This is a genomic window from Xanthomonas cannabis (assembly GCF_040616535.1).
GTDB classification, from domain to species: Bacteria; Pseudomonadota; Gammaproteobacteria; order Xanthomonadales; family Xanthomonadaceae; genus Xanthomonas; species Xanthomonas cannabis.
The window spans coordinates 4,172,482-4,186,550 of the sequence record NZ_CP136580.1 but is presented as its reverse complement, the minus strand read 5'-3'; the positions used below and the strand labels follow the sequence as shown (position 1 = coordinate 4,186,550).

General features: G+C 66.1%; 18 protein-coding genes. 10 read left to right on the top strand and 8 right to left on the bottom strand.

All coding sequences use genetic code 11. The annotated features are described in order from the left end of the window. Window positions 1–162 precede the first annotated feature (162 nt). The 3 genes from RZV17_RS17690 to RZV17_RS17680 form a co-directional block, all read right to left on the bottom strand. Window positions 163–321, bottom strand: a complete 159-nt coding sequence (locus RZV17_RS17690) for a hypothetical protein (RefSeq protein ID WP_166744162.1) — start codon at window positions 319–321, stop codon at window positions 163–165. 299 nt (window positions 322–620) lie between these two features. Beyond that, window positions 621–1,571 (bottom strand): GGDEF domain-containing protein, encoded by a 951-nt coding sequence (locus RZV17_RS17685; RefSeq protein WP_355605345.1) that lies wholly within the window; start codon window positions 1,569–1,571, stop codon window positions 621–623. 158 nt (window positions 1,572–1,729) lie between these two features. Further along, window positions 1,730–2,344: a LysE/ArgO family amino acid transporter gene (locus RZV17_RS17680; protein ID WP_355609470.1), complete on the bottom strand. Its 615-nt coding sequence runs from the start codon at window positions 2,342–2,344 to the stop codon at window positions 1,730–1,732. 104 nt (window positions 2,345–2,448) lie between these two features. Between RZV17_RS17680 and RZV17_RS17675 the strand changes: the two genes are divergently transcribed. The 6 genes from RZV17_RS17675 to map all read left to right on the top strand — a co-directional run bounded on the left by RZV17_RS17675 (window position 2,449) and on the right by map (window position 6,941). Beyond that, entirely contained in the window at window positions 2,449–3,372 is a 924-nt protein-coding gene (locus RZV17_RS17675) for a LysR family transcriptional regulator ArgP (protein ID WP_166752302.1), read from the top strand. Between the two features lie 313 nt (window positions 3,373–3,685). Then, a complete protein-coding gene (locus RZV17_RS17670; protein ID WP_355605341.1) occupies window positions 3,686–4,255 on the top strand; it encodes a hypothetical protein in 570 nt (189 codons plus the stop codon). 417 nt (window positions 4,256–4,672) lie between these two features. Next, window positions 4,673–5,272: a chemotaxis protein CheB gene (locus RZV17_RS17665; protein WP_355605338.1), complete on the top strand. Its 600-nt coding sequence runs from the start codon at window positions 4,673–4,675 to the stop codon at window positions 5,270–5,272. Further along, complete coding sequence (locus RZV17_RS17660) at window positions 5,218–5,751, top strand: hypothetical protein (protein ID WP_355605335.1); 534 nt, start codon at window positions 5,218–5,220, stop codon at window positions 5,749–5,751. Before RZV17_RS17665 ends, RZV17_RS17660 begins: the two co-directional genes overlap by 55 nt. A gap of 189 nt (window positions 5,752–5,940) precedes the next feature. Beyond that, window positions 5,941–6,168, top strand: coding sequence for a ParD-like family protein (locus RZV17_RS17655; protein ID WP_039405934.1), 228 nt, complete (start codon window positions 5,941–5,943; stop codon window positions 6,166–6,168). Beyond that, on the top strand, window positions 6,165–6,941 hold the full coding sequence (gene map / locus RZV17_RS17650; protein WP_184375462.1) for a type I methionyl aminopeptidase: 777 nt from the start codon (window positions 6,165–6,167) through the stop codon (window positions 6,939–6,941). The genes RZV17_RS17655 and map overlap by 4 nt, the downstream gene beginning before the upstream one ends. A 56-nt stretch (window positions 6,942–6,997) precedes the next feature. Here the strand turns inward: map and RZV17_RS17645 are convergent, their stop codons facing one another. Further along, window positions 6,998–7,213 carry a hypothetical protein gene (locus RZV17_RS17645; RefSeq protein WP_166752299.1) on the bottom strand — a complete coding sequence of 72 codons (216 nt, stop codon included), beginning with the start codon at window positions 7,211–7,213 and terminating at the stop codon, window positions 6,998–7,000. A 319-nt stretch (window positions 7,214–7,532) separates the two neighbouring features. Between RZV17_RS17645 and RZV17_RS17640 the strand changes: the two genes are divergently transcribed. From RZV17_RS17640 to RZV17_RS17630, 3 genes are all read left to right on the top strand, one after another. Continuing rightward, window positions 7,533–7,703: a hypothetical protein gene (locus tag RZV17_RS17640; protein ID WP_068838522.1), complete on the top strand. Its 171-nt coding sequence runs from the start codon at window positions 7,533–7,535 to the stop codon at window positions 7,701–7,703. 295 nt (window positions 7,704–7,998) lie between these two features. Continuing rightward, on the top strand, window positions 7,999–8,229 hold the full coding sequence (locus RZV17_RS17635; RefSeq protein WP_047694715.1) for a DUF1653 domain-containing protein: 231 nt from the start codon (window positions 7,999–8,001) through the stop codon (window positions 8,227–8,229). 38 nt (window positions 8,230–8,267) lie between these two features. Continuing rightward, window positions 8,268–8,600 carry a hypothetical protein gene (locus RZV17_RS17630; RefSeq protein ID WP_355605331.1) on the top strand — a complete coding sequence of 111 codons (333 nt, stop codon included), beginning with the start codon at window positions 8,268–8,270 and terminating at the stop codon, window positions 8,598–8,600. 51 nt (window positions 8,601–8,651) lie between these two features. Here RZV17_RS17630 and RZV17_RS17625 read toward each other — a convergent pair whose 3' ends face one another. From RZV17_RS17625 to RZV17_RS17610, 4 genes are all read right to left on the bottom strand, one after another. Further along, window positions 8,652–9,389, bottom strand: a complete 738-nt coding sequence (locus tag RZV17_RS17625) for a DNA/RNA non-specific endonuclease (protein WP_184367957.1) — start codon at window positions 9,387–9,389, stop codon at window positions 8,652–8,654. 528 nt (window positions 9,390–9,917) lie between these two features. After that, the gene (locus tag RZV17_RS17620; protein WP_104579520.1) at window positions 9,918–12,053 is read right to left on the bottom strand and encodes a methyl-accepting chemotaxis protein; all 2,136 of its coding nucleotides are present in this window, start codon (window positions 12,051–12,053) and stop codon (window positions 9,918–9,920) included. Beyond that, window positions 12,050–12,478: a substrate-binding domain-containing protein gene (locus tag RZV17_RS17615; protein WP_039405919.1), complete on the bottom strand. Its 429-nt coding sequence runs from the start codon at window positions 12,476–12,478 to the stop codon at window positions 12,050–12,052. The genes RZV17_RS17620 and RZV17_RS17615 overlap by 4 nt, the downstream gene beginning before the upstream one ends. A 10-nt stretch (window positions 12,479–12,488) precedes the next feature. Continuing rightward, a complete protein-coding gene (locus RZV17_RS17610; RefSeq protein ID WP_355605327.1) occupies window positions 12,489–13,658 on the bottom strand; it encodes a hypothetical protein in 1,170 nt (389 codons plus the stop codon). 166 nt (window positions 13,659–13,824) lie between these two features. On the opposite strand from RZV17_RS17610, the gene RZV17_RS17605 reads away from it, so the two are divergent. Beyond that, on the top strand, window positions 13,825–13,980 hold the full coding sequence (locus RZV17_RS17605) for a hypothetical protein (protein WP_355605324.1): 156 nt from the start codon (window positions 13,825–13,827) through the stop codon (window positions 13,978–13,980). Window positions 13,981–14,069 lie beyond the last annotated feature (89 nt).

Sequence of the window (14,069 nt, the reverse complement as noted above, 5' to 3'; positions counted from 1 at the left end):
TCCTGGCCCGTCGTCCCATATCGATGGGGGAGGTGGTCGCCTGCTGATTTCTTTCGAGCGCGCACAATGCGTTGGCCGCCATCGCTGGCGTACAGGGCTCACGCCGCTCGTATGGACAGGCGCACTCCCGGCGCTTGGTCGCAGCCCACCGTTGTCGGAGCGTCAGGCCAGGCTGACGTTCGACAGGGTCACCAGGCCCGTACTCGACACCTGGCACAAGGCCATCGACTGCCGGGCATAGTCATAGGCCGTGTCGCGGTCCGCAAACGCGGCACCGGGCAGGCAATGGCGACGCAGGGTGATGCCGCCGGGCCGGGACACCAGAAGCTCCGGCACGAACTTTCCATGCAGTGGGCAGACGTGGGCGGTGAGCAGATACTCGCCCACGTCCCGGACAGTCGGGGTATCCAAAAGCAAGCCCTCTTGAAGACAGCGGCCGCTGCTGACCATGCAGCAGCGTCAGCGGATGAGCGCCCGGTAGCGAGCGCGACAAGGCCGCAGTATCGAAGGGAGGGGATGAAGGTTCTGTCGGCGTGGGTGAGCCCGCTTGCAGGGGCCCTTATCGATCCACGTTGGGCGCTCGACATCGCAGTGCCTGGCGCATGCTGGAACGTTGCGCGTCAGTTGAGCGGCGCCACGGCTGGCGCGTCGCCGACCGGGCTGGATGGCAGCAGCGGCCCGACCTTGATGAGGTGGTCGATGTTGTTGAGCTGCCCCATCTCCTTGAACCAGCTTGCTCCCCACTTGGCGCTCAGGCCCTTGGAGCGCAGCGACGACTGGATGCGTCGTGCCACCGACAGCAGGCCGGATTCGCTGCTGCCCGGCAGGAACAGCGCGAACTCCCCGTGCGCCAGCCGCGCCAGACTGTCTTGCGGCCGGGTGGCCTGTTTCAGCACGCCGATGGCCGCCATGACGTCCTGCTCGGAGCCGAGCGGGTTTCCCGAGCTGCTGGTATCCAGATCGAACAACAGGACGCCGCCCTGTTCGGTGCGATGGCGGTGATCCGCCGCTGCCTGAAGCAGCTCACGGAAGGCGCCGAGGTCGTAGAGGCCGGCCAGCGTCTGTGTGTCGTCCACGGCCGCGGCATCTGCCGTGGCCTGCGGTAACGCCCCGAGGTGCTGGGCCCAGGAGCCGGCCAGGACGCGCCCGAAGGTCTCGACCAGCGGCAGGAGATGCTCGACCTTTCCCTCCACGACGCGATCGTCCAGGCCGCACAACATGCCCTCCACCCTGCCGGGGATGCGGATGGGAACGCCCAGGTAACTTGCAATGCCGAGTCTGCTGGCCACCGGCGACTGCGCCAGGTGCTCGAACTTCTGCAGATCCGGTGCGAACTGCGGCCCGCCCATGACCATCATGCTGCGGCAGACCGATTCGGGCCAACTCAAGAACTGATCCACCGCCAGGCCGAAGGACGCGTCCGTGCAGGCCCGGATGATCCAATGGTCGTTCTTGATTTCTGCAAGCACCCAGGTTTTCAGCGGTGTCAGCTCCGCAAGGCGCTGCAGCAGTTCCCCGGCAGTGTCGTCCAGGCCAGCGAAGGGCACCTGGGTTGTGAGTTCGTTGGCCATGCAGGCTTGCTCCATTGATTCAACCCATAGCGGCAGGATCGATCGGAGCTATAGCGGATGCACCCTCGACTTTATGAACCGAGCAGGCGTCAGTGCGCGGGAACTGCCCGAACGCCCGATCGCTGGCGGTGTCGTCGTGTGCACCATGCGCTGCGCATTCACAGCGGGCGAGTGAGCAGGGCAACGCTCAGTCCGATCATGAACACGGCGATCCCTGCATCGAGGACGCGCCAGGCCCGTGGGGCGCGGAAGACCGGCCTCAGTAACCTTGCACCGAAGCCGAGTGCGGTGAACCAGGTCACGCTCGCCAGGCAGGCGCCCAGCGCGAAGAACCAGCGGTGCTGGCCGGCATAACGGGTGGAAATGCTGCCCAACAGCACCATCGTGTCCAGGTAGACGTGTGGATTCAAAAACGTAAACGCCGCGCAGGTCAGCAGCACGCGATACGGGCCGCCTTGCGCTTCGGGTGCTGCGGACAGGCCGCCCGATCCGCGCCAGGCACGCCTGGCGGCGAGCACGCCATAGGCCGCCAGGAAACAGGCGCCGCCCACCCGCAGCACGTCCAGCAACCCGCCATAGCGGTGGACCAGTGCACCGATGCCGGCAACGCCAAGCACGATCAGCAGGATGTCGCCCAGGGCACAGATCGCCACTACGCGTGCAACGTACTGCTGCTTCAACCCCTGTCGCAGGACGAAGGCGTTCTGGGCGCCGATCGCGATGATGAGGCCGGCGCCGGCGAGGAAGCCGGCCAGCAGGGCAGTGATGGACATGTGGGGCACCGATCTCAATGACAGGTGCCAGCATTGGCGCAGGCCGCGCATTAGACAAACGATCCATTCTTCTACAGCATTAGCGTCTCTAATGGAGCGCCCCGATGATCCTCATGCATCCACAGCTTGCGGCCTTTTCGGCGGTTCTGGATGAGGGCAGTTTCGAGGCGGCGGCGCGACACATGTCCATTACCCAGTCGGCGGTTTCGCAGCGGATCAAGGCGCTCGAAGACCGGCTGGGCCAGATCTTGATCGTGCGAGACGCGCCTTGCCGCCCCACTGCAGCGGGCGAGCAGTTGTTGCGCCGCGTGCGCCCGTTGCAGGCGCTGGAGTCCGAAGTCGAGGACGTGTTTGCGCGCTCGGAGAAGCGCCGTGGCACCCAGTCCGTTGCAATCGCGGTCAATGGCGATTCGCTGGTCACCTGGGTGATCCCGGCCATTGCCGGGCTGCACGCCGCGCATGGCTATCTGCTGGATGTGCGGGTGGATGATCAGGACCACACGCTGCGCCTGCTGCGCGACGGCACGGTGCTCGGCGCGGTGACATCCGAGCCTCGCCCCATCCAGGGCTGCAACGTGCATGCGCTGGGCGTGATGCGGTACGTGGCGATCGCTTCGCCGGCATTTGCAGGCCGGCACTTCGCTGACGGCGTGTCGGCCGCGTCGCTGGCGCGGGCGCCATTGCTGGCCTTCAACCGCAAGGACGACCTGCAGGCACGATTCATCCGCCATGTGACGCGCGCCAGGCTGCAGCCACCGATTCATTACCTGCCCACATCCACCGGCTTCGTCCGTGCCGCTGCCAGCGGGATGGGCTGGTGTCTTGCGCCGGATGCACTGGCATTACCCGCCGTGGATGCCGGGGATGTCGTGTTGATCTCGCCCACGCGTCATATCGATGTGCCGCTGTACTGGCAGTATTCGGCGGTCAGGTCCAGCACGCTCCAGCACATCACCAGCGCCATCCGCGATGCCGCCGCCACGGTGATGCATTCGAAAAAGGCACGCAGTTCCATCGTGCGCCGTTGAGCCGATCCTTCCGGACGATATCCACATGCATGCTCTGCGCATCAGCACGACACTGCCGACATCGACATGGATGTCGTGCATGGCTACCGCTCCCTCCACATACCTGCGTCATGAGGCCGGTGCCGGTGTGCAGTCGCACGGCAGCGTTTGCCGGTGCGTGTGGTGAACCCGCGTGCACGATTGCGCCGATGATCACGTCCAGAAGTCATGGTGCCGCCCGGCACACGTGGCGCGCCGACGGCTGCGGCAAAGTGGTCGTGCGTCAGCGCATGACGACGCAGGGCGCGCAACGACCACCACCAGGAGAGCACGGATGGCACAGCGGGACAGATCTTGGTGGCGTTGGGGCATGCCGTTGCTGGGTGTGCTGGTCGCCATCGCGCAACTGGCGTGGGAGCACAGCCACGGCGGCGTGCGTAGCCATCACCTGCTGAACCGCGCAGACCTGCCTGCCATCTCCAACTGGTGGGGGCTGCTCAGCCTGCCGCTGGTGGGCTGGCTTGCCGTCAGCGTGGTGGCACGCCGGGCCGCTGGCGATGGTGCGGTGTTCCGCTACGCGGTGGCAGGCGCGGTTGGCGCGTGGGTGGCTGGCGGGTCGCTATCGGTCGCCTTCGTGCTCGGCAACGAATCGGTCGCGTTCGGTGTGCTGGTGACGCTGCTGCTGTGCGCAGTGGTGGTCCGCGCGTACCGTGCCGAATATCTGTTCGGCTTCGTGTTGGGCATGACCTTCGTGTTTGGCGCGGTGCTGCCCTGCATCGTCTTTGTGGCGATCGCCAGCGTCTCTGCAATTGCTCATTTTGCGCTGTGGCCGGCGCTGCGGCGGCTGATTGGTAAGACGCGCCGGCGCCAACCGCAGGTCCAGGGCGGTGCCGTGCGCGACTGATCAGGTCCCCGAGCGATCGTCGCCGTTCCAGGCCTGCCGGTTGAAGGTGGGACGTGCAGCGGCTGTGCCGTTGGTGCTGCCGTGCAGGACTGCAGCAGCACCGGTGCCATCGATCCGCATGCACGTCCGGGCCATCCTTGGTGATCGCTTCGCCAACGGACTGCGCCTGCGCAGGCTGCCGCCTGTCCGGACCGGGCGGCCCTCGCTTCCCTTGCGATGTCGCGCCGCAGGAGATCAAGCGATGTCATGCGTGTGAACCACGCATGCGCGCGGTATGCCAGTGCACTGCGCGTGCTGCAACGCGCTGCCAGGTCATGGTGTTGCACAGGCGCTCATCTGCGGTGGCCGTGCATCTAACGAACCATGCACGGCCGCGCGTGCAGGTTGGTGACCTCAGGTTTGGGAGAGAGGTCTGCAATGCAACGCGATATCGTGGTCATCGGCGGCTCTGCGGGCAGTGGCGCGGCGTTGCGCGCGTTTCTGGGCGGGCTGCCGCACGATCTGCCCGCGTCGATCCTGATCGTCATGCATCTGTCTGCGCGCGGCGATGGCATGGGCAGCATGGTGCGTCGCGCCGCACCGCAGTTCGCCGTACACGTGGCCGAAGACGGGCAGGCGCTGCTGCCAGGGCACATCTATGTGGCGGTGCCGGATCGGCATTTGATGCTCAACGGTGAGCGCCTCGCCCTGGGTGTGGGGCCGCGCGAGAACATGTCGCGTCCGGCCATCGATGCGTTGTTCCGGTCGGCCGCGCTCGCGTTTGGCCCGCGCGTGGTGGGGGTATTGCTGTCCGGCATGCTGGGCGACGGCGCCGCCGGGCTGGAGGCGATCCAGGCCTGCGGTGGTGCGGTGATCGTGCAGGATCCGGCCGACGCCGATGCCGATGAAATGCCGCGTGCCGCCCTGCAGCGGCTGAGGCCCGATCGCACATTGCCTGCGGCGCGGGATTGGCAGAGGCCATCGTGCAATTGCTGCAGCAGCGCCCGTCGCCAAACCAGGCCGATCTGGGTGCGCTGACGCTGGAGGTGGATATCGCGCTCGGCCGGCCGTCGACGAGAGCATTGATCGCACAGATCGCATCCCCCTCCACGATGAGTTGCCCGGCCTGTGGCGGCGTGCTGAGCCAGATCGCAGGTGACGGCGGGCTGCGTTTCAGGTGCCAGGTGGGGCATGCGTATTCTGCGCAGGCGCTGGAAATGGAAAAGGAAGGCGCGGTGGACGAGGCCTTGCGGGTGGCGTTGCGCGTGATCGAGGAGCGTGTCGATCTGGTGACGCGGTTGGCCAGCAAGGATGGCCGGCGCCAACCCGCGGTGGCGGCAATGTATGCCGACCGAGCGGCCGAATACCGCAGCTATGCGGACCTGTTGCGCGGCGTGCTGCTGGGTTCGTTGAAGCCGGCAGTGGCCGCGGACAACTACCAGACACGCCAGCGTGAGGCGGTTGCCGACAAAGAAGTCATGGGCACGCTCGATGATGAACGCCCATCGCGACGATGAGCGTCCATCGCGACAGGTGGGTTGTGCCCACCGGAGTGACGCGCAGCAGGTGGCGTGTGGCGATGCGGGGTTTGTGCAGTGTCCTGTCTGATGCAAGGGCGCGCGGCCGAAGCGACGCTCGCTAGCGGCTGCTTGCTGCGAATATATGTTTCATATACGTTGCGTATATTCGCGATCAGGAGCTTACCGATGGGCATCGTCAATATCGACGACGATCTGCATGACCAACTGCGCCGCGCCTGTACGGTGAGCAGCCGGTCGATCAATGCGCAGGCCAATTTCTGGATCAAGGTCGGCATGCTGTGCGAGATGCATCCGGCGATGTCGTTCCAGGACATCGTGGCGCAGGAGTTACGCGCGGCAGGGGTGCGGCCACAGGCCTTGAAGCCGCAGGTTTTGAAGCCTGGACGGGCATGATCAAGCAGCCGGAAGAGGTCGCAGCGATGGCCACGGCCGGCCAGCTGCTGGCGCAGGTGTTTCATGCGCTGGACCAGGTGCCGCTGGAAGGACGCAGCACGCTGGAACTCAATGCCTTGGTCGAACGCATGATCGTGCAGGAGCTGGGCGCGCGGCCCGCCAGCAAGGGCCAGTACGGCTTCGAGTACGTGCTCAATGCGTCGATCGACGACGTGGTCTGCCATGGTGTGCCATCGGCCGATGACGTGTTGCGCAGCGGGCAGATCGTCAACCTGGATATCACGCTGGAAAAGCACGGATTCATCGCCGATTCCAGCACCACTTATCTGGTGGGCGAGGTGTCTTATGCCGCCAGGCGGCTGGTGCACACAGCGTACCGGGCGATGTGGAAGGGCATTGCCGCGGTGCGGCCGGGCGCGCACGTGGGTGATATCGGGCATGCCATTGCCCGGCATGCGCGCGGACACGGCTACAGCGTGGTCAAGGACTACTGCGGGCACGGCATCGGTCGGCAGATGCACGAAGAGCCGCAGATCCTGCATGACAGCCGCCCGGGCACCGGCCTGCCCCTGCAGGAGGGCATGGTGTTCACCATCGAGCCGATGATCAATCAGGGACGCGCGGCGATCCGCTCGCAGCCGGACCAGTGGCCGGTGTACACGCGCGACGGCAAGCTGTCGGCGCAGTTTGAACATACCGTGGCGGTCACGCGCACCGGTGTGCGTGTGTTGACGTTACGGCCCGGCGAAACACCGCTGTGCGCGGTGGGGTGAGACTGCCGACCGCGCCAGGGCAGGTCGCCTCGGCCGGCGCCACCCGCCGCGCCTGATTACAGCGTGGTGGTGGCGATTGGATGCGCGTGGGCAGCCACGGCCACGTCGGCTGTTGGCGGGTGCGCGCTGTGGCTGCCCAGCAATGCCGAGAGCCGGCGATGGCAGTCGCGCAAGGCCAGGGCAGAGGCGGGCATGTCGCAGGCATCAAAGGTGCGTGCTTCCGCCTTCCAGGCGGCGAGCAGGTCTTCCAGATCACGGCGCAGGCTCGGCATGGTTGGTATCTCGATGGGTGTCCTCTCTCTACGCAGGCAGCTGGCGCGCAGATGCAGGGCGGGCCTGCGGCGCGATGACGCAGTTCAGCCGCAGACGCGTGTGGCCTGCCGACGCGTTGCGTGGCGCGCGGCTGCGGCTGTGACCGGTCGGGTGCGTGCGCCGGCCGGATGTGCGGGCATCGCCTGATGGCGCTGGTTACCGGGCGGCTGCGTTGTGACGGCCATGCGTGCCTGCGCGCTGCGCATGCGCACGGCACACGTCCACATCACGGCGGCGGGGGGAAGGTGGCTGCGCGGCCTTCTGCCGCAGGAGAGCAGCATGCGTACCCAAGACAGCGGCGCGACACGGATCGACGACCCCACCCCGCCCAATGGCGTCAAGGCGCCGGGCAAGAACGAAGACCTGCTGCAGGATGGCCCTGCGCAGGACAGCGAGATCGACGACGACGATGGCATCGAAGACGACGTCGACGCGGACGAAGACGAATAGGCACCGCAGACGCCACTCCAGGTGCCGCGTCGCGGCATCCGGAGCCGCGTGCGTGCCCGGTCCGGGTGCGCACGCCTGCAGGTGACGTGGATGCCTGCCCGGTGGTGTGTGTGCCGGTGCCACGGCCGTCATGACTTCGTTGGGCCACTGGAACGAAGATGCGGCACCGCTGCGGCGTCGCCTGGCGATGCAGCGCATGCTGCGGGTGCACGACGATTGGCGCATGCGCGCCCGCCGGCTCGTCAGCAGCCGCTACCCGGCCTACACTCCACAGCCCTCGCTTGCGCTGACGACCATGCAGACACTGCCACCGCTACCGACCATTGCACTGGGCGAATATCGCCACTTCAAGGGCGGCCGCTACGAGGTGCTTGGTGTGGTGCGTAGCAGCGAGACGCTGGAACCGCTGGTGCTGTACCGGCCGTTGGACAACGACGTTGGCCTGTGGGTCAGGCCGTATGCGATGTTTCTGGAACAGGTGAACGTGGATGGCGCCATGCGCCCGCGCTTCGCACCGGTTGCCTGAGCAGGCATGCCGACTGCCGTGTCTCGGACACCACCGCAATGAGCACGACCGACGTGCCGCTGGTCACACCGGACGGGCGCTACCTCATCGTGCGTGGCCGGCTCTGGCGGACGGCCAATCCGCATCTAGGCGAAGAGGCACGTGCGGCGCTGGTGAGCGAGTTGATGGATGCGCGGCGCGCGGTCAAGGCGGCCAAACGCGCTGACGATGCACACGCCCTGACGGCGGCACGTCGCCAGGTCGATGCCGCCAAGGTGGCCCTGGGAGAACGCGGCCCGGTGTGGTGGACCGACGGTGCCGACGATCTCAATCGGCATCTGGTCAGGAATACGCCCTACGCCGCATGGTTTGCCGCACGCGATGGCGTATGACCCAACCCGGCGCGTGCCGGGCTGGGTGCAGTGGCGTGGATGCAGGGCGGCTCAGCCCAGGTCGCAGTTGCTCGGCTGCGGCCAGGTGGTGGCAGGCAGCATGGCCTTGACGGCGGCCGGCGCGGTGATGCCGATGGTGCTGGCGCCGTACAGGTCTTCGAGTTCGTCGATGCTGACGATGTAGTTGTCCAGCGAGCCGAGATTTTCGCGATTGGGAATCAGCCAGCTGATGGCGCGCGTGCCGCCGCCCGGGTTGGCGGTGATGATGGTCTTCCAGAAGAAGTCCGGGGTGCGGATGCCGTGGCTGGTCAGGAAGTAGTCGTTGCTGGTGTCGCTGTAGATCACCCCGCCGTAGACCTGCACACTGGCGATATCGCGGTAGCACTCGGCGACGTTTTCGGCGCGCACCCAGATGCCCTGGTTGAAGCTGGCCACCTGCGGCACGATGTTGGACATCAGGTTGGCGCGACGGATGTAGGTGGCGTTGTAGTCCATGTGGTTGGAAGTCACCAGATGGCCGCGGTCGTAGCCGCTGCGCACGCTGGCGTAGGAGGCGGTGGAGGTCTGGCCGGCGCAGCCGCTGGGCAGCTCGGTGTCCAGATTGAAGCCGGACGGGCGCGCGGCCGAGCCGGTATCGGCCTGCAGCACGTATTCGTAGCGCAGCGTGGTGTGGTTGGTACAGTCGTAACGCAGCGTGTAACCGCCTTTGTTGAGCGTGACGACCTGTGCCTGGGCAACGGCACTGAACGCGGTAAGAAGCACGACGGCAAACAGGGTCCTGAAACGCATGCGGCAAATCTCCTTCGAATCGGTCGGACGCACGACGCCGCCGCCGATGTGCCAGGAGCAGACCGACGTGATGCGCAGTGCGCTGAGAGAGGTCAATGGCTCGCCCGTCCCCTAGCGAGCGCGACAGCTATCGCATGCCAATGTTGCTTGCGTGTGACGAACGTGACAACACACCTGCGCCAGGCGCGCCGCAGTGCCAGGCTGTGACGCACTTGGCATCCAGCGATGTACCGGGATGGGTACATCGGCGCGATGCTGCCGGTCATTGTGCAGCTGCCGCGCATGCGGGTTACGTCGTGTCACGTCGAATGCCGTAGGTCCTAACCGGCGTCGTGCTTCGTCGCCGCGCCTGCCTGCCGCGCCTGCGCTACGCACTTGCCAAACGGCTCTCCCAGGCTACGCAGCCCCGGTCGCTGCGGTCGCCCGCGCGGTCGTCATCCAGCGCACAAAAAAACCCCCTGCTGCATCGATGCAGCAGGGGGTCGTTGACGATCCAGCGAAACGATCCGCACGGCGGATCGCGATCTGCTATGCGACTTCTTCGAGCGCACGTTCTTGTTGGGTTGCCGCGTCCAGCTGGAACAACGACACCAGCTGGGTGAGGGTGCTGGACTGCTTTTCCATCGCGCGGGCGGCGGCCATGGCCTCTTCTACCAATGCCGCGTTCTGCTGCGTGGTTTCGTCCATCTGGATGACGGTCTGATTGACCTGCTCGATGCCGGCCGACTGCTCGCTGGAGGCTGCGGTGATCTGCCCCATGATGTCGGTGACGCGATTCACGCTGGCCACGATTTCGGTCATGGTGGTGCCGGCCTTGTGCACCAGCGCCGAGCCTTCGGCCACCTTGCCCACCGAGGCGTCGATCAATTCCTTGATCTCCTTGGCGGCGCCGGAGGAACGCTGTGCCAGCGTGCGCACTTCGCTGGCCACCACCGCGAAGCCACGGCCCTGTTCGCCGGCGCGCGCCGCTTCCACCGCCGCGTTCAGGGCCAGGATGTTGGTCTGGAAGGCAATGCCATCGATGACGGAGATGATCTCGGCGATCTTCTTGGACGACGCTTCGATGCCGCTCATGGTGCCCACCACCTGGCTCACCACCTCGCCACCCTTCGACGCCACGCCGGCGGCGCTACGTGCCAGTTCGTTGGCCTGATGCGCGTGTTCGGCATTCTGCTTGACGGTGGAGGTGAGCTCTTCCATCGAGGCAGCGGTTTCTTCCAGGTTGGCCGCCTGTTGCTCGGTGCGCCGCGACAGGTCCTGATTGCCGGCGGCAATCTCGCCGGCAGCGGTATCGATTTCCGCCGACGACTGCTGGATGCGCGCGACGATGTCGGTCAGGCGCTCCACGGTGGTATTGGCATCGTCGCGCATGCGCGCGAACACACCGGCGAAGTTGCCGTGCATGCGCGTGGTCAGGTCGCCGTTGGCAATCGCCTGCAGCACCTGCGACAACGCACCCAGGCTCTTGTCGGAGGTGCCCATCAGGTGGTTGAGGTCCACCACGATCTGGCGGAAGTCGTACTCGAACGCGGTCTCGTCGCCACGCGCGCTGAAGTCGCCCGCCGCCGCGGCCGCCGCCAGGCGCTTGATCTCGCCATTGATCGACAGCAGGCTGGCCCGCACGTCGTTGATCGACTGGCTGATCACCGCCTTCTCGCCCGGCAATGCCTCCAGTTGCTGCGACAGGTCGCCGGCCGCATAGCGCTCGGTCAATGCCACGATCTGCATGGTGACCGCGATATGGCTGGACACCAGCGTGTTGCTGGCGCGCACCATGGTGCCGAACTCGCCGGGGAACTCCTGCTCGGCGATGCGGTGGCTGACGATGCCGGCCTCGTGCTTGTCGCCCATGTCGGTCTGCGCCTGGATCACGCGACGCAGCTGGCGCTGCATGCTGTCCATGGCCTGCAACAGCTGGCCGACCTCGTCATTGCGGTCGATCGAGATGGCGTTGTCCAGCCGGCCCGACGACACCGCATGCGCAATGCCCACCGCGCGGTTGAGCGGCTGGGTGATGGCACGCGCCACGATCCAGCCGAACGCGATGCACACCACCGCGCCGACCAGGCCCAGCAGCAGGCCGGTCATGCTGGCGGTGACCGAACTGTCCACCGCTTCCTGCACGGTGCCGCGAAAGCGCGCATCGGCGCGCTTCTGCATGGCGGTGAGGGTGGTGCGATAGGTCTCCAGCGCCGGCGCCATGGCGCTCATCTGCGCGGCATCGGGTTCACGTTGCTCCACGAACGCCGCGGCCACGCCATGCGCCAGGCTGTAGTACTGATCGAACTGCTTGCCCAGGCGTGCGAGTTCCTGCGCGTTGGCCGGGTCGGATTTTTGCAGTTTCACGTAGGAGCTGTGGATGTCGTCGGCCACCGGTTTGGTGGCCGCCAACATGTCCGCATCGCCTGCGGCGGCCGCGCCATTGAGCCCGCTGATGAGCTTGTCCAGCGCGGCCACGTTGCGCGTCATCGCGTCGAGCATCGGGAAATGCACGTCGCGCACCGCTTCCAGGCGGTCGTTGTTGCGATGGAACACCAGCGTGCTGAAAGCCACATAGCCCGATAGGCAAATGATTGCCACCGCTGCCGGCATCAGGATTTTCCAGAACAACGGTAGCGACAGAATGCGTCTCATGAGAGGGCTCTCGAGCAGGTGGCGGGTCACGGCTTCAGGACGACCTTGACGCTGGCGTCCACGGCTGCGGCACTGATGTAGCCGATCGCGCCGGGCGTGGCCGCCACGGCCTTCTTGACCGCGTCGTCGCCGCTGACGCGCTTGGGACGTTGCGCCTTGCCGGTGAACATCAGCTGCGACCAGTACGACTTCAGCTGCGCCGCATCGCGCGAGGCGACCTTCTTGTAGAACTCATCGCGCGTGGCGGCGCCTTCTTCCTGGTCGATCGGCACCGCTGCGCCGCCGCCGGGCAAGCTGTTGGACTTGGCGAGGAAGATCTGCGAGACCTGCGCCGCGCTCAGGCTGTCCGGGCCGCCCTTGGCCGCCATCACCACCACCACGTCGGCGTTGGCCGAGAACGCAACCAGCGACAACAGCGCAAGCGCGCAGCCTGCGGAATACTTGGAAAGTTTCATGGGGGCTCTCTTAGAACACGAAGTCGACGGACGCCGACAGCAGGTTGTAGCTGCCGCCCGGACGGAAGCCCGGCTGGATGTTGTTCAACGAGCCGAACGAGCCGGCGTTGTTGTTGATATGGCTGGCCTGCAGCTTGAACGCCATGCTCTCGCGCGCATCCCAACGCAGCGAGGCGGTGACGCTATGCCGGCCGCTTTCGGCCTGCGCCAGCGCACGGGTCATGATGCCGACCGGGTCCTGGCCCGGGGCGATGCTCGAGGCCTTGCGATCGACGCTGCCGAAGGTGACCGACGGGGTCAGCGTGCCGAACCGGCCGCCGACGCTGAGGTAACCGGAGGTGGTCTTGCCGTTGAGCGAGGGCGAGTAATCGGCCTGGATCACTTCGGTGCGCAGGAACCAGTTGCCCGGGTCGTAGGCGTAGCCCACGCTGGCGAAGCTGCCATCCACATCGTAGGTGGTCAGGCGATTGGCCAGCGCCGGATTGATACGCTGGTAGGCGGTGAACAGGCGGTCCAGCGACGGCGAATCGAAGTCGGTGGTGCCCACGATGTAGGCCGCACGGAAGGTCGATGCACCCGATTCCAGGCCCAGCGCCAGACCACGCATGGCGTGCACGTCGGCCTTCTTGGAATCGATGCGGCCGTAGAAGCCCTGCACGCTGACCACGCTTTCGCCAACGTTGACGGTGTACACGCCTTCGACGCCGTCCATCGGCAGCAGGTAGTTGTAGACCTCATACGGCGGGCGCACCCACGGGGTGGCGTAGCCCACGCGCTGGTATTCGGAGAGCATGTACAGCGGCGCGGTGATGCGGCCCAGGCGGGCGGCGAACTGCGGGCCGAACTGGTACTTCACGTGGGCCAGTGTCACCTTGGGCGCGTAGTCGGCGCGCTCGGCGTATTCGCTGGTCACCTGCAGCACGCCGGTGAAGTTGTCGGTGAAGTTGGCATTGACCTGGCCGGCGATGCGCGAGTCCGGGCGGGCGGAGGTGGAGTGGCTTGCGCCCACGCCTTCCACGGTCTGGATGTCGGGCGTGAAGTCGGCCTGATCCTCCGTCGAGTGCACCACGCCCAGCGTGCCGAAGCCGCTGAAGGAAAACATCGAGTCCTCCTGCGCGTAGGCGCAGGTCGACGAGGCCAGGGCGATGGCGCCACTGAGCAGTTTGACGGTCAGGTTCATTGCGGTCTCGCTAGGAAGATGATGGACGCCGCGCCAGGAGCGCAGCGGGCAGAACGGTGATGCGCGTCTCGTGGCGCTGATCCCCGGTAGCGGCCGCCTATGGCATCGCTTTAGCGAGTTTTTTACGAATTTAAGAAACGGTTAATTCGCCGGAGACATTACGGAAATGAACGATAGCCCGGCGCTATCGGAATGCCTGGATTACCCAATCGCCACGGGTGGATGGACGTTTTTGTCCGGCACCGTTTCGATGTTGAGCGCAGCCGATGGCGCAGGAGTTGAAGATCGCGGGCGTATGGGGCTACCGCGCGTGCTGGCCTGACGCATACGACAACGCCACGCGTGGGCGTGGCGTTGTCGTGTGGTGGCCAACCACCGGGAGTCATCCGCGTCGCTGGCATCGTCGCGGTC